At 60.8% G+C, this 15,514-nt stretch carries 13 protein-coding genes; 12 read left to right on the forward strand and 1 reads right to left on the reverse strand.

The genetic code is table 11. The features are described 5' to 3' along the window. The first annotated feature begins 94 nt into the window (after positions 1-94). Genes RBQ93_RS09490 through mnhG form a run of 7 tightly spaced genes read left to right on the forward strand, consistent with a single transcriptional unit; the run spans position 95 to position 5,794 of the window. The gene (locus RBQ93_RS09490; protein WP_320371873.1) at positions 95-2,326 is read left to right on the forward strand and encodes a putative monovalent cation/H+ antiporter subunit A; all 2,232 of its coding nucleotides are present in this window, start codon (positions 95-97) and stop codon (positions 2,324-2,326) included. After that, on the forward strand, positions 2,326-2,733 hold the full coding sequence (locus RBQ93_RS09495; protein ID WP_320371874.1) for a Na+/H+ antiporter subunit B: 408 nt from the start codon (positions 2,326-2,328) through the stop codon (positions 2,731-2,733). Before RBQ93_RS09490 ends, RBQ93_RS09495 begins: the two co-directional genes overlap by 1 nt. Before the next feature lie 3 nt (positions 2,734-2,736). After that, a complete protein-coding gene (locus tag RBQ93_RS09500; RefSeq protein ID WP_320371875.1) occupies positions 2,737-3,147 on the forward strand; it encodes a Na+/H+ antiporter subunit C in 411 nt (136 codons plus the stop codon). Further along, entirely contained in the window at positions 3,144-4,643 is a 1,500-nt protein-coding gene (locus tag RBQ93_RS09505; protein WP_320371876.1) for a Na+/H+ antiporter subunit D, read from the forward strand. Before RBQ93_RS09500 ends, RBQ93_RS09505 begins: the two co-directional genes overlap by 4 nt. Then, positions 4,640-5,113, forward strand: coding sequence for a Na+/H+ antiporter subunit E (locus RBQ93_RS09510; RefSeq protein ID WP_320371877.1), 474 nt, complete (start codon positions 4,640-4,642; stop codon positions 5,111-5,113). Before RBQ93_RS09505 ends, RBQ93_RS09510 begins: the two co-directional genes overlap by 4 nt. After that, positions 5,110-5,385: a cation:proton antiporter gene (locus tag RBQ93_RS09515; RefSeq protein WP_320371878.1), complete on the forward strand. Its 276-nt coding sequence runs from the start codon at positions 5,110-5,112 to the stop codon at positions 5,383-5,385. Before RBQ93_RS09510 ends, RBQ93_RS09515 begins: the two co-directional genes overlap by 4 nt. Next, positions 5,378-5,794, forward strand: a complete 417-nt coding sequence (mnhG, locus tag RBQ93_RS09520; RefSeq protein WP_320371879.1) for a monovalent cation/H(+) antiporter subunit G — start codon at positions 5,378-5,380, stop codon at positions 5,792-5,794. Before RBQ93_RS09515 ends, mnhG begins: the two co-directional genes overlap by 8 nt. 43 nt (positions 5,795-5,837) lie before the next feature. Here the strand turns inward: mnhG and RBQ93_RS09525 are convergent, their stop codons facing one another. After that, positions 5,838-7,133, reverse strand: a complete 1,296-nt coding sequence (locus tag RBQ93_RS09525; RefSeq protein ID WP_320371880.1) for a peptidoglycan DD-metalloendopeptidase family protein — start codon at positions 7,131-7,133, stop codon at positions 5,838-5,840. A 169-nt stretch (positions 7,134-7,302) separates the two neighbouring features. On the opposite strand from RBQ93_RS09525, the gene RBQ93_RS09530 reads away from it, so the two are divergent. The 5 genes from RBQ93_RS09530 (at position 7,303) to RBQ93_RS09550 (ending at position 15,463) form a co-directional block, all read left to right on the forward strand. Beyond that, positions 7,303-7,767: a MarR family winged helix-turn-helix transcriptional regulator gene (locus tag RBQ93_RS09530; RefSeq protein ID WP_320371881.1), complete on the forward strand. Its 465-nt coding sequence runs from the start codon at positions 7,303-7,305 to the stop codon at positions 7,765-7,767. A gap of 83 nt (positions 7,768-7,850) precedes the next feature. Continuing rightward, entirely contained in the window at positions 7,851-8,903 is a 1,053-nt protein-coding gene (locus RBQ93_RS09535; RefSeq protein WP_320371882.1) for a mechanosensitive ion channel family protein, read from the forward strand. A 9-nt stretch (positions 8,904-8,912) separates the two neighbouring features. Beyond that, the gene (gene malQ / locus RBQ93_RS09540; RefSeq protein ID WP_320371883.1) at positions 8,913-10,406 is read left to right on the forward strand and encodes a 4-alpha-glucanotransferase; all 1,494 of its coding nucleotides are present in this window, start codon (positions 8,913-8,915) and stop codon (positions 10,404-10,406) included. Positions 10,407-10,408: 2 nt separating this feature from the next. Beyond that, positions 10,409-13,741: a maltose alpha-D-glucosyltransferase gene (treS, locus tag RBQ93_RS09545; protein WP_320371884.1), complete on the forward strand. Its 3,333-nt coding sequence runs from the start codon at positions 10,409-10,411 to the stop codon at positions 13,739-13,741. A gap of 153 nt (positions 13,742-13,894) precedes the next feature. Continuing rightward, complete coding sequence (locus RBQ93_RS09550) at positions 13,895-15,463, forward strand: TIGR00341 family protein (RefSeq protein WP_320371885.1); 1,569 nt, start codon at positions 13,895-13,897, stop codon at positions 15,461-15,463. Positions 15,464-15,514 lie beyond the last annotated feature (51 nt).

Genomic DNA, 15,514 nt, shown 5'->3' on the forward strand with positions numbered 1-15,514 from the left:
TACCGGCTTGGCTTGCCTTCATGTCAGGCTTGGGTATACTTGGCTGCGGGGAAGCTGCTTCCCCGCAGCCATTTTTGGAGATCCTTAATCACCCATGCGCATAGTGGCAGTACTTTCCATACCGTGCGGCCTGTTTGCCTGGTTTGCCCTGCAGATCGGCGCAGTGGCCAACGGCCAGCTCCTGCAAGGCTCCTTGCCTTGGCTGCCCACCCTCGGCATTGCGCTCTCGTTCCGGCTGGATGGCCTGGGCCTGTTGTTTGCCCTGCTGATCAGTGGCATCGGCGCGCTGGTGCTGCTCTACGCCTCATCCTACCTGCATGATGATCCCCACCTGGGACGTTTTTACGGTTTTATCCTGGCCTTCATGCTGGCCATGCTGGGTACGGTGCTGGCCGGCGACCTGATCACCCTGTTCGTGTTCTGGGAACTGACCAGCCTCTGTTCCTTTGTGCTGATCGGCTTCGACCATCAGCAGGAGGCCTCCCGCAAGGCGGCCCTGCAGGCCCTGCTGGTGACCGGCGCCGGTGGTCTGGCCCTGTTGGGCGGGATCATCCTGCTGGGACAGATGGCCGGCAGTCTGGAGCTATCAACACTGTTGGCCAGCGGCGATCAGCTACGCAGCCACCCGCTCTACCTGCCGGTGCTGCTGCTGGTGCTGGCCGGCGCCTTTACCAAATCGGCCCAGTTTCCGTTCCAATTCTGGCTGCCCAATGCCATGGCGGCCCCCACCCCGGTCAGCGCCTACCTGCACTCGGCCACCATGGTCAAGCTGGGGGTCTTCCTGCTGGCCCGTTTTTCTCCGATTTTGGGCGGCACCGACAGCTGGTTCATCGTGCTGACCACGGTCGGCGGCATCACCCTCGTGCTGGGGGCGGTGCGGGCCATCACCTGCACTGACTTGAAACAAATCCTGGCCTGGACCACGGTCAGCGCCCTGGGGATGCTGACCCTGCTGCTGGGTGTGGGCACACCGCTGGCCATCTCAGCCGCTCTGCTGCTGGTAACCGTCCACGCCCTCTACAAAAGCGCCCTGTTTCTGGCTGCCGGAGCTGTTGACCACGGCGCCGGCAGCCGCGACATCAACCGGCTGGGTGGCCTGGCCAGCAGCATGCCGCAGGTGGCCCTGGCCAGTGGCCTGGCAGCCCTCTCCATGGCGGGGGTTGTGCCACTGGTCGGTTTTATCGCCAAAGAGCTGTTTTACGAGGCCACCCTGCAGGCCCCGGCTGCCGCCGGTCTGCTGACGCTGTTGGCCTTTGCGGGAAATGGGCTGACCGTGAGCGCTGCCCTGCTGGCCGGCTACCTGCCGTTTTACGGCAGGCTCAAGGATGCCGAGTTGAACCCCCATCCGGTTGATCTGCGGCTCTGGTTGCCACCCTTGGCGCCTGCCCTGCTGGGGCTGCTGATCGGCCTGTTCCCCGGCCCGGCCGGACGTCTGCTGGTGGCCCCTGCCGTTGCACAGGTGGCTGGCAGTCCGGTGCCGCTTACGCTGGCGCTCTGGCACGGCTTCAGCCCGGTGCTGCTCTTGAGTCTGGCTACCCTGGGTGCCGGTCTGGCCCTGTTCAGCCTGCGCAGGCCGCTGCTGGGACGGCTGCAACCCAGCCAGCCGGGTGCCGGCTGGGATACGGAGCGCTTCTACGACTGGCTGTTGGCAGGACTACCCCGGCTGGCCTCGGGGGTAACCCTGCGGCTGCAGAGCGGTCGGCTGCGCTACTACCTGATGACGGTAACCGGTGTGGCGGTAGCCCTGATGGCCGGAAACCTTCTGACCAGCAGCACTGATGAACTGCACCTGTCCCGCCCGGACGGCAGTCTGCACGAGTGGTTAACCGCCCTGGTGATCCTGTCCGGCGCCCTGTTTGCCACCATCACCCGCTCCCGCCTGGCAGCCGTGGCCTCGCTGGGGGTGGTGGGCTACGGCGTGGCGCTGGTCTACATCCTGTTCGGCGCCCCTGACCTGGCCATGACCCAGTTCTGCATCGAGACCCTCTCGATCATCCTGTTTGTGCTGGTGCTGCACAAGCTGCCCCACTTTACCCTGCTCTCCAGCACCGCCTCGCGCCTGCGCGACCTGATGGTGGCCCTGGGGATCGGCACGGTGATGACCATGCTGGTCTGGCGAGCTATTTCGCAACCGCTGGTGCCCTCCTTAAGCACCTGGTTCATGGAACAGAGCCTGCCGGCCGGCCATGGCCGTAACGTGGTTAACGTAATCCTGGTGGATTTTCGCGCTCTGGACACGCTGGGTGAGATCACCGTGCTGGCGGTGGCGGCCCTGGGGGTCTATGCCATGCTGAAGCCCCGCTCCGGCACAGAGGGGAGCGACTGATGCATTCCGTGATCCTGGCCACCGCTATCCGCCTGTTGTTGCCGCTGATGCTGCTGTTCTCGCTGTTTTTGCTGCTGCGGGGGCACAATGAGCCGGGTGGCGGTTTTGTGGGTGGCCTGGTGGTGGCGGCGGCCTTTGCCCTCTACACCCTGGCCCACGGCGAAAAGGAAGGACGCCGCATGCTGCGGGTTGATCCGCTGCGTCTGGTGGCAAGCGGACTTTTGGTGGCCCTGGTCAGTGGCCTGTTGCCGATGCTGGGGGGACTGCCGTTTCTGACCGCCCTCTGGAGCAGTGTGCCAGCCCCGGTAATCGGCCATGCCGGCACGCCGCTCTTGTTCGACCTGGGGGTCTATCTGCTGGTGGCCGGCATGTCACTGTTGATCATCTTCACCCTGATGGAGGAGTAGCAGATGGAACCGGTATTGGCAGTGGTGATCGGCGGCCTGTACGCCGCAGGCATGTACCTGATGGTCAGACGCAGCATCGTCAAGATGATCTTCGGTCTGGCACTGTTGGGTAATGCCGCCAACCTGCTGATCTTTACCGTGGGTCGTCTGACCCGGGGCCGACCGCCCCACATCCCGCTGGATGGTGTTCTCTCGAACCTACCGGTGGCCGATCCGGTGCCCCAGGCCCTGATCCTGACCGCCATCGTGATCGGTTTCGGGGTGCAGGCCTTTGCGCTGGTGCTGATCAAGCGGGTCTACCAGACCGTGGGCAGCGATGATCAGGATGTGATGGTGACTGAGAATCAGGTGCAAGAACAGCTGGGTCAAGGGTCAAGGGGCACGGGTCAGGAAAGACAGGGGGAAGAGGAATGAACAATCTGCTCTTTCTGCCGCTGCTGATCCCCCTGGGCACCGCCATTCTAGGCCTTTTGGCCTGGAACCGGCGCAAGCTGCAACGGCTGTTGGGGGTGGGCAGCAGTGCAACGCTGTTCATGGTTGGCCTGCTGCTGCTGTCTGCGGTGCAGCAGCAGGGGGTGATCAGCGCCCAGGCCGGCAACTGGCCGGCCCCCTTCGGCATCACCCTGGTGGCGGACACCTTGAGCGCGCTGCTGATCACCGCCACCGGCCTGATGGGCCTGTGCGTGACGATCTACTCCCTGGCCGATACCGATACCCACCAGGAAAGCCTGGGCTACCACCCCCTGCTGCAGGTGTTGCTGTTGGGGATCTGCGGTTCCTTTCTGACCGGCGACCTGTTCAACCTGTACGTCTGGTTCGAGGTGATGCTGATCGCCTCCTTTGTGTTGCTGGCCCTGGGAGGAAAGCGGGAGCAGATGGAGGGCGCCATCAAGTATGTGGCCCTCAACCTGATCGCCTCGGCCCTGCTGTTGGCCGGTATCGGCCTGTTGTACGGCGTGACCGGTACCCTGAACATGGCCCACCTGGCGCTGCGGATGCAGGCCATGGCCCATACCGGCACCATTCCGGTGATTGCGGCCCTGCTGTTCTGCGCCTTCAGCATCAAGGCGGCGGTGTTTCCGTTTTACTTCTGGCTGCCGGCTTCCTACCACACGCCGCCGATCGCGGTGGTCACCATCTTCTCGGCCCTGCTCTCCAAGGTGGGCATCTACGTGCTGATCCGGGTCTTTACCCTGATCTTTCCCCAGGAGGCCCTGGCAGGACAACCGCTGATCCTGGCCGCCGCCGGCCTGACCATGCTATTCGGCGCCCTGGGGGCGGTGGCCCAGCCGGAACTGCGGCGGATGCTGGCCTTCTGCGTGGTCAGCCAGATCGGCTACCTGCTGATGGGCCTGGGGCTTTTCACCACACTGGCCCTAGCCGGCAGCATCTTTTTCATGCTGCATATCATGGCAGCCAAATCGGCCCTGTTCCTGACCACCGGCGTGGTGGCCCGCCTGACCGGCACCAGTCAGCTGGCAGAACTGGGCGGACTGTATCGCCGCTACCCGCTGTTGGCCGCCCTGTTCCTGGTGCCGGCCCTGTCGGTGGCCGGTATCCCGCCCTTGTCCGGCTTCTGGGGCAAACTGGCCCTGGTACAGGCCGGCCTGCAAAGCGGACAGTATCTAGTGGTAGCCGCCGCCCTGGGGGTCAGTGTCTTAACCCTGTACTACCTGAGCAATGCCTGGATCCAGATCTACTGGAAGCCGGCATCTGACGATGCAGCCAAGCTGCAGTATCTGCCGCCACGCCGCCGTCAGCAGCTGCTGGCCCCCACCCTGCTGCTGGCTCTGGTCAGCCTGGTGCTGGGACTGCTGCCGGAGCCGCTCTTCAAGCTCTGTCACGTGGCAGCCCAACAGTTACTGAACCCGACTGCCTACATCAGCGCCGTACTGGGGGTAGTGCCGTGACCGCCTTTCTGGCCAATATCCTGCTGGCGCTGGCCTGGATGGCCCTGACCGACTCGTTTGATGCCGGTGGCTTTGTCACCGGCTTCCTGTTCGGCTTTTGTGTGATCTGGATCGGCCGGCGGGACCGCCAGACGGCGGCCTACCACCGCCGACTGCTGGCCATCGCCAGTTTCATCCCCTACTTCATCAAGGAGATGGTGGTGGCTAACCTGCGGGTGGCCTATGACGTGCTGACCCCCCATGACTACATGGTGCCGGGTATTGTGGCGGTGCCCCTTGATCTGGAGACCGACCTGCAGATCACCCTGCTGGCCACCTGCATTACCCTGACCCCCGGCACCTTGAGCCTGCACGTCAGCGAAGACCGGCGCATGCTGTATGTGCATGCCATGTACATCGACGACCCTGCCAAACTGGTGGAGGAGATCAAGCAGGGATTCGAACTGCGGATACGGGAGATCGTCCAATGACCCTGGCAACCTACATCACCTGGATCATCCTGCCCCTGTTGGGGCTGGGCCTGCTGACCACCTTTATCCGGGTGGTGCGCGGCCCCAGCCTGCCGGATCGGGTGGTGGCCCTGGACCTGATGGCCACCTTCATCATCGCCATTTCAGCGGTCTACTCCATTGCCAGCAATGAGCCTTCCTACTTGGATGCCGCCGTTGTGCTGGCCCTGATCACCTTCCTCGGCACCGTTGCCTTTGCCTACTACCTGCACAAAAGGAGCAGTAATGCGTGACACCCTGATCGCCCTGTTGCTGCTGGGCGGCACCTGTTTTGCCCTGGTGGCGGCCATCGGCGTGGTGCGGATGCCGGACATCTACATGCGGCTGTCAGCCGCATCCAAGGCATCCACCCTGGGGGCCAGTTTCATCCTGACCGCTGTGGCGATCTTCTTCGGCACCACGGCGGTTACCGGCAAGGTGCTGGCCATCATCGCCTTCACCCTGCTGACGGCGCCGGTGGCGGCCCATATGCTGGGGCGGGCGGCCTATTTCAGCGGAGAACCGCTGTGGGAAAAGAGTGTACGGGATGAATTGGGGGGGGCTGGAAACTGGTGCAAGCTGGACGATCAACCCGAAAAACCTTCCGGCGCTGCAGCTGATGGCGGTAGTGATGACGCAATGACGGAAGATCGCAGCGCATAACACGCTTGATCCGCTCCTGTTCGGCACCAACGCCAGCGGAATGTTACATCCGAACGTGCACCGGACGGGCAGAGGGGAGTTTCAGGGAGGCACGCTTCAGGACATCCCCCTTCTCCAGCAGGGCGGTCCGCTCGGCGACCATGGCCTTAAAGGCCGCCAGCTGCGCCTTTGACACCGGTCGCGCCGGCGGCGATTTGATCGTGAGCGGGTTCACCGCCACGCCACCCCGGTACATGCGAAAATCGAGGTGGGGACCGGTTGACAGGCCGGTGCTGCCGACGTAGCCAATCCGCTGGCCTTGCTGCACCGTAGCCCCTTTTCTGATCCCTTTGCCAAAACGGCTCAGGTGGTTGTACATCGTCATCCAGCCGTTGGGATGCCTGATCTTGACATACTTACCATTGGAGCGGTTGCTGGCAGCCACCAGCACGGTGCCATTGCCAACGGTATGAATCGGCGTTCCGGTGGGCGCCGCATAATCAATGGCCGGATGGGGCTTGACCCGCTTGGTGATCGGATGGCGACGGCGCATGGTGAAGCCGGAAGAGATACGGCTGAACGAGAGCGGAGCCTTGAGAAAGGCCTTGCGCAGGCTGCGTCCCTGCTGGTCGTAGTAGCCCGGCGTCCGTGTGCCGTCCTTGAAGTAGAAGGCCGTGTTGGTCTGATCCTGCACGGTAAAATGGGCAGCCAGTATGCGGCCATCACCGGCCGGGGCGCCATCGCGATACCGCTTTTCAACCACCGCCTTGAAGCTGTCACCGACCTGGACGTCATGGAAAAAATCAATGTCCCAGGCAAAGATATCCGCAAGTTGCACCGCCATCCCGTCGCTGCCACCGGCATCCACCACTGCCTGAAACAGGCTTGAATCAATCGTCCCCTGCAGCACCACCGGCTCCACCGTATAGGCGATCGGCGAGCGGGTAACAGAAAAACCGTCAGCGGTGCGGGCGATGATCAGCTGTTCGTCGGAGTTGATATCATAGGCAAACCGTTCAAAGGCGCCATTGTTCACGGTCAGCTGATAGGGCTGACCAACCGCCAGCTGCCTGAGCGGGAACAGCTTACGACACTGTGCCGTGAGTACGTGGAGTTGTTGCTGATCAAGCAGTGAGCCGAAGAGGGATGAGGCGGTCTCGCCCGGTTTGACCGTAGCGCTGATGGTCTTGACAGGATGTTCGGCAGGCCGGGCCGCAGACGAACCTGCAGGCCGATTGCTGCGCCACAGCATCAGGAGCAGCAGCACCAGGCCGGCCAGCACGGCAACAGCCAGCACTCTCCGCAGTATTCGGGGTCGGTGGTTGTGCGGCGACAACGGGTGGTTTGGGTAGCTATACACAACAAGATCCTTAGAGGCCACACACGTCTATGTGGCTGGAAAAAGAACAATCCACACGGTCTGCAGCAGGTGCCAGCGACGCAGACAAGACTTGACGTTCCGCCAAACATTTGCAATGCTGAATGTTAGCGATGCTAACAATATGTGTCAAGACTGTTCTGGGGCAGCCATGCAAAAAGAATCAGCAACCACCATGGAAATTTTCGACAACCTGCGGCGGGTTTTTCAGGCCATCAACGAATATTCGAAGGTGGCTGAACGTACAACAGGCCTGACCGCGCACCAGCTATGGGTACTCAAGATTCTGGCCACTACCTCGCCGATGCGGGTGTCCGATCTGGCCCGCACGATGCACCTGCGGCCTCCGACCGTGGTGGGCATTCTCGACCGGCTTGAAGCCAAACAGCTGATTCAGCGAAGCGCAGCAAAACACGATCGCAGGGTGGTGGAACTGCAGCTCACACCACAGGCGTGGGAGATCGTCACCGGGGCGCCTGAGGTTGCTCAGGACATGCTGCTGAAAGGGTTAGGCGAGCTAACAGACGAACAACTCCTCTGTGTCGAGCAGGGAATGAGGTTAATGGCACGACTGCTCAATGCAGAGCATCTCACCCCGCAACCGCTGCACAGCTGAACCATGACACCGTCGAGTACACGACCGGCTGCTGTTTATAAGCAGCGACAGATACGGCACCCAGACAAGGGAAAGGAGTGCAGATGGCATTTTTGGAAGGCATCTATCTCGGCAATACCGTACAGGACTGGTTGATCGCCATCGGCATACTGGTTGGCGCCTTCCTGCTGCTGAGCAGTGTGAAACGGGTGCTGATCAGCAGGCTCTCCAGACTGGCTGCGATTACTGCCCACGAATTTGACGACCTGCTGGTGGCGGTGCTGAAAAACACCAAGACCTTTATCCTCTTCGCGACCTCCACCTACCTTGCGACCACCATCCTCACGCTCAAGCCGACCCTGACAGGCCACGGACTGAAACTGCTCGTGCTGACGCTCCTGTTGCAGGGCGGTTTCTGGGTAAGCGCCGGCATCACGTTCTGGCTTGAACGCAGCATGCAGAAACGGATGGATCAGGACAAATCCAGCGCCACCACCCTCACCTTTCTCGGTTTTCTGGCCAGGATCGCGCTCTGGACGATTGTCCTGTTGCTGATGCTGGACAACCTGGGGGTCAACGTGACCGGCCTGGTTGCCGGTCTCGGTATCGGCGGCATTGCCGTCGCACTGGCAGTACAAAACATCCTGGGCGATCTGTTTGCGTCGCTGTCGATCGTCCTGGACAAGCCGTTTGTGATCGGTGACTTTGTTGTGGTTGATACGTTTTCTGGTACCATTGAGCATATTGGACTGAAAAGCACCAGAATCCGTTGCCTGAGCGGCGAACAGCTGATCATCGCCAACAACGACCTCCTCAAGAGCCGTGTCCGCAACTACAAACGGATGACCGAGCGGCGTATCGCCTTTAACCTCGGCGTCACCTATCAGACGCCGCTCGAAAAGCTTAGCGCTGCCAAAAAAATTGTCAGCGACATCATTGACCGTCAGGAGCACGCACGACTTGACCGGGTACATTTTCAGGCCTTTGGCGATTCAGCGCTGAACTTTGAAGTGGTCTATTTTGTAACCGACCCGGACTATGCGCTCTACATGGGTGTGCAGGAGCAGATCAACCTGGCAATCTTCAGCAGCTTCGCGCAGCAGGGTATCGAGTTTGCCTATCCGACCCAGACCCTCTTCCTGCAGCGTGAGGCGTAAAAGGACTGTATGCAGAATAAACGCGGCTGCGGCATATTGATGCACCCCACCTCCCTGCCCGGCCCCGGCGGTATCGGTAGCCTGGGTGACGATGCGCGGCGCTTCGTGGATCTGCTGCAGGCCATGGGGATGAGCTACTGGCAGGTGCTGCCGCTGTCGCCAGCAGGCTACGGCAACTCGCCCTACTCAGCCTTAAGCGCCTTTGCCTGTAACCCGCTCTTGATCGATCTGGAACAGCTGGTGGCCGAAGGGGATCTGTCATCAAGCACCACCGACGGCTACCCCAGCCAACGGGTCGATTTCGGACAGGTCATTCCCGACAAACTACAGCTGCTGCAACAGGCCGCCACAAGGTTTCTCTCCCAACCCGCCTCCCAACGCCGGGACGAATTCGAGCAGTTCTGCCACACACACGACTGGCTCGATGACTACGCCCTGTTCATGGCCATCAAGCAGCGCCAGCAGGGCGCCCCCTGGAACCGCTGGCCGGCCGAACTGGCCCACCCGACAGCGGCCACACGAGAGCGTTGCACGTGCGAACTGGCAGCGGAGATAGACCTGCAGCGCTACCTGCAGTGGCAGGCCTTCAGGCAGTGGCACGCCCTGCGTCAGTATGCCAACCAGCGCGGCATCGCCCTTATCGGCGATATCCCGATCTTTGTGGCCTACGATTCTGCCGATGTCTGGAGCCGCCGGGAACTGTTTCTGCTGGATAGCGACGGTAATCCGTCCGTTGTGGCCGGGGTGCCGCCCGACTACTTCAGCGCCACCGGCCAGCTGTGGGGCAATCCGCTCTACGACTGGGACCTGCTGGAACAGCAGGGCTATCAGTGGTGGATCGAACGCTGCAGGCTCCTGCTTGAACTGTTTGACCTGGTGCGGGTGGATCACTTCCGGGGCTTCGAAGCGGCCTGGCAGATCCCGGCCACGGCCACCACGGCGGTGGACGGTGCCTGGGTGACCGGCCCCGGCGAGCGGTTGTTCGATGCCCTGCAGGCTGCCCTGGGGGAGCTGCCGATCATTGCCGAGGACCTGGGGGTGATCACCCCCGCCGTGCTGGCGCTGCGTGACCGCTACCGGTTTCCGGGCATGAAGATCCTGCAGTTCGCCTTTGATGCCGACATCGACGACCGGGACCTGCCCCACAACCACGAAAAACACGGGGTGGTCTACACCGGTACCCATGACAATGACACCACAAAGGGGTGGTATACTGCCCGGACAGCGCACGAACGCGAAGAGATGCACCGCTACCTGGGTACCTCCGGCGAGGATGGTGTCGGCGACCTGCTACGAGCTGCCCTGATGTCGGTGGCTGACATGGCAATCATCCCGTTACAGGACCTGCTGCGGCTGGATAGCGGGGCCCGCATGAACATCCCCGGCACCCCCTCGGGCAACTGGGAGTGGCGTTTTACCTGGGAGATGATCCCGCCGGACCTGATCGAGACGCTTCGGCAGCAGCTGGGACGCTACGGCAGAATCCAACGAGGAGCACCATAACTATGCGCCATAAAGATTCACTGCTTGAAGACAACCCGTTCTGGTACCGGGATGCCATCATGTATCAGGCACATATCAAGGCCTTTGCCGATTCCAATGCCGACGGCATTGGCGACTTCCGGGGCTTGATGGGCAAACTGGACTACCTGCAGCAACTTGGCATCACGGCACTCTGGATACTGCCGTTCTACCCGTCTCCGCTGCGGGATGACGGCTACGACATCGCCGATTACTACAACGTCAACCCCAGCTACAACACCTTGCGCGAGTTCAAACAGTTTCTGCGGGAGGCCCACAACCGGGGGCTGCGAGTCATCACCGAGCTGGTGCTGAACCACACCTCGGACCAGCACCCCTGGTTCCAGCGTGCCCGCCTGGCCAAGCCGGGGTCATCGCACCGTGATTACTATGTCTGGAGCGACAGCCCCGAGAAGTACCAAGAAACGCGGATCATCTTTCAGGATTTCGAGGCATCAAACTGGACCTGGGACCCGGTTGCCAAGGCCTACTACTGGCACCGCTTCTACAGCCACCAGCCCGATCTCAACTTTGACAACCCCAAGGTGCAACAGGAGATGCTCAAGGTAATCGACTTCTGGATGCGGATGGGGGTTGACGGCGTCCGTCTGGACGCAGTGCCCTACCTGTTCGAACGGGAGGGCACCAACTGCGAAAACCTGCCGGAAACCCATGAGTTTCTCAAAAAACTGCGGGCCCACCTGGATCGTTCCTACAAAAACCGGATGCTGCTCTCCGAGGCCAATCAGTGGCCTGAAGATGCCGCCGCCTACTTCGGCGACGGCGACGAGAGCAACATGGCCTTCCACTTCCCCCTGATGCCCCGTATGTTCATGGCCATCGAGATGGAGGACCGTTTCCCGATCGTCGATATCCTGGACCAGACCCCGGCCATCCCTGAAGGCTGTCAGTGGGCAATCTTTCTGCGTAACCACGATGAACTGACCCTGGAGATGGTCACCGACGAGGAGCGGGACTACATGTACCGGGTCTACGCCTCCGACCCGCGGGCACGGATCAACCTCGGTATCCGCCGCCGCCTGGCGCCGCTGATGGGTAACAATCGCCGCAAGATTGAACTGATGAACATGCTGCTGTTTTCCATGCCCGGCACGCCGATCATCTATTACGGTGACGAGATCGGCATGGGCGACAACTACTTCCTGGGGGATCGCAACGGCGTGCGCACCCCGATGCAGTGGAACCCTGACCGTAACGCCGGCTTCTCCCAGGCCAGCGCCCACAAGCTGTTCCTGCCGGTAATCATCGAGGCGGATTATCACTATGAATCGGTCAACGTAGAAAATCAGGAGCGCAACCCCTCCTCCCTGCTCTGGTGGATGCGGCGCACCATCGCCATGCGCAAACGATTCAAGGCCTTTGGCTGCGGAGCGTTGGAGATGGTTCCCTCTGACAATCCCAAGGTGCTAACCTTCATCCGCAGTCATGGAGAAGAGACGCTGCTGGTGGTGATCAACCTCTCTCGCTTTGCCCAGACAGCATCGGTTGATCTTTCCCGGTATGCCGGACTGATTCCCGAAGAGGTCTTCAGTCGCAATCGTTTCCCGATGATTCAGGAGGCCCGTTACCACTTCACCCTTGGCCAATACGACTATTTCTGGTTTGCACTGCGCAGTACCGAGGCATACTCCGAGACCTGCAGTGACGAATGCCTGCAGCTCAAGTTGCGCGAGGGCCAGCCCTGGTGGGACGTGGTAAAGGGCAAAAACGGGGAACGTCTGTGTGGCGAAGTCATGCCCCACTACCTGCAACGTGTCTTCTGGTTTTTCGGTAAAGGCCGCACCACCAGACGGATCAAGGTACTCGACAGTTTCCAGATCCGTCAGGACGAACACCTGTTTTTGCTGACATTCCTGCAGGTGGACTACACGGAGGGCGATGCCGAGACCTATCTGATCCCGATGAACTGGCTCTCCACTGATCAGATTCAGGCCGTGGCTGACCGACATCCACTCTCGATCATCACCACGCTCAGCCTTGGCGAGGTGGAGGGGGTACTGTGCGATGCGATTTACTTCGAAGAGTTCAGAACCATCCTGTTCGGGTTGATCAGCGACCGCACGAAACTGCAGGGCACGGGCGGCTCACTGCTGCTCGGATTGCAGGGCAGCGGGGTAACCAGAACCTCGCCGCCCAGGGCAGACCTGTTCCCCAGCCGGGTCGTAGCGGTACAACAGAACAACACCAGTATCCTGTATGGTGACCAGTTGCTGTTCAAGATGTACCGCAAGCTTGATGAAGGGATCAATCCGGAGCCGGAAATTCTCAAGTTTCTGGCCGGCAAGAACCGCTTCCAGCATGTGCCGGTCTATGCCGGCAAGATCGAGTACCACACCGCTGCTGGCAAGACCTATGACCTGGGCGTGCTACAGACCTATATCGAGTGTCACGGCGACGCCTGGCGCAACACCCTGACCAGTCTGTCCCAGTTTGTTGAACACCTGCTGTCGCACCGACATGACCTGCCAAAGCTGCCGACTCAACTGCCAAGCCTGCTCGAGGTTGTGGAGAGCGGCATCCCTGACCAGTTCCGTGATCTTGTGCGCGGCCTGCACCTTGAGATGGCCCTGCTGCTGGGTCGCCGTACCGCCGAGATGCATCGGGCCCTGGCGTCCGGCACGGCAAACAGCCCCTGGACCCGGGAAGAGTTCTCCACCCTGTACCAACGTTCACTCTTTCAGTCGATGCGCGGGCTGGTGCGCAAGAACTTCCAAAAATTGACCGCACAGCTGGCAACACTGCCGGAGCAGGTTCAGGAACAAGCCACCCGGGTACTGGCTGCGGAAAAAGAGCTGATCAGCATCCTCCAGAAGATCACCGGCCGGCGGATCTCTGCCATGAAGTGCCGCATCCACGGCGACCTGCACCTGGGACAGGCGCTGTTCACCGGCAAAGACTTCGTGTTCATTGATTTTGAAGGCGAACCGTCCCATTCACTCAATGAGCGGCGCCTGAAGCGCTCTCCCCTGCGGGACGTGGCCGGCATGATTCACTCGTTTCATTACGCCGCCACAACCATCCTGACCCACCATAACGCCAGCCACCCGGAAGACCGTGCACTGCTTGAACCATGGCTTGACGCCTGGTACGTCTATGTGAGCGACACCTATTTAAAGGCGTACCTGCACACCATGAAAAACTCGCCACTGCTGCCAGAAAACAAGGCACACCTTGCGATCATGCTGCGCTGCTACCTGATCCAGCGGGTAGTTCACGAACTGGGGCATGACCTGCACAATCACCCGGAAGGCATCGAGCTCTCGCTGCGCGGCATTGAGATGCTCCTGAAGGACTAGTGCGCCGGATTACGCTCGCTGAACGAAAACGTTTTCCTGAAAAGGTACAAACATGCAATTATCCCATATTGCGACGCCTGCTCTTGCACGACAGACAACAGCCTGCGCCCGGCAGCGCGAGACGTCTGCAACAACCACCGGAGCTACCCCATTATGACCAGCGCGCAAATCCGCTACTACACCAAAAAACTGAAAGACTTTCTGGCCCTTAAGACCGAGATGGTCAACCATCAGGCCATCATCAAAGAGGTGGCCTCAGGGGTTGAACGTTCCTGGGTCTACTATCTGATGCTGCTGATGTCCGGTCTGATCGCCCTGTTGGGGCTTCTAACCAACAGCGTGGCCGTGGTGATCGGCGCCATGCTGATCTCGCCCCTGATGGGGCCGATCATCTCCTCCGGCCTGGCACTGACCATCGGCGATCTGGCCCTGGCCCGGCGCGCCTTCCGTACCATCGCCATCAGCGTCGGCCTGACCATCCTGGTAACCGCCTTCTTTACCCTGCTGTCGCCCCTCAAGGAGCCCACCAGCGAGATCCTGGCCCGGGTACGGCCCAACATCTATGATCTGTTTATTGCGGTACTGTCCGGCATTGTGGGAGCCGTGGCCCTCTGCACCAAGCGCAACTACCTGATCACCGCCACCGGCGTGGCGGTGGCCACGGCGGTTATTCCCCCCCTGAGCGTGGCCGGCTACGGCCTGGGCACCGGCCAGCTGATGCTGGGCATGGGCGGTTTTCTGTTGTTTTTCACCAACTTTGTGGCCATCGTGCTCACCTCGGACCTGGTATTCTTCATCATGGGTTTCCGCACCAGCCATGTGGAGACCATCCAGTACTCGCAACGCACCCGGCTGCTGGTAATCGGCGGCCTGATGCTTTTGATCTCGATCCCGCTGGTCTACACGCTGGTGGTGGATCTACGCAAGATGAACACCAGCAAACGGATCGAACGGGTATTGAAGAAACACCTTAATCAGCAACAATCATCGCGTATGACCGGCTACACCTACCAGTCCCGCAAGGACGGGGTACAGATCCGGGCAACCGTCAACACGGTCAGAAGAATTGCTAAGCCGCTTGAACAAAAGATTGAGCAGGAGTTGCAGGCCGATTTCAAACCGCCGGTCAACCTGTATCTGGAGCAGGTGCTGGTGGCCTCGGAACGGTTGCCCGAGCAGATCGAAAGCAACAAACCAAGGGAAGAGACACCCACCGAGATACACAACAAGGTGGTGCGACTGGTACACAACGCCGAGCGGGAACTGGCCGCCCTGCTGACCCCGTTTCCGGTCAGAAACGTGCGGCTCAGCTTCGCCACCCAGGCACAACCCCTGGGGCTTTCGGCAGTGGTGCGCCGTGATTGGCCGGTCAACGAGGATGAACTGTTACTCTTAACCCGCCAGCTTGAAAAGGCCCTGCAGCTGCCGCTGATTGTCTCGTTCAGGACTGCGCCCCTGCTGCCGACGCTGCTGCTTGACGACGACGGCAAGCTCAACCAGGAGAGCCAGCAGGCCTTGAGCCTGATTGCGCAATTACCGGGTGGCGTGACCGGCTACCGCCTGCAACTGGAGGCCAGCGGACGCAATGACCGACAGCTGGCGTCCGTGGTCCGGCGCCACCTGATAACCAAGCTGGGAGTGCCGGAATCCTCCATCAGCACCCAATACAAACGCAGCACCGACCGCCAGACGGAAGCCACGCTGCGCATCATGAGACGCTGACGGCGTAGTCGCGGGTTGTACGATCCCGACGCCATGCAACACTGGAGAAAG

This window comes from Trichlorobacter sp. (assembly GCF_034008105.1).
Classification (GTDB): Bacteria; Desulfobacterota; Desulfuromonadia; order Geobacterales; family Pseudopelobacteraceae; genus Trichlorobacter.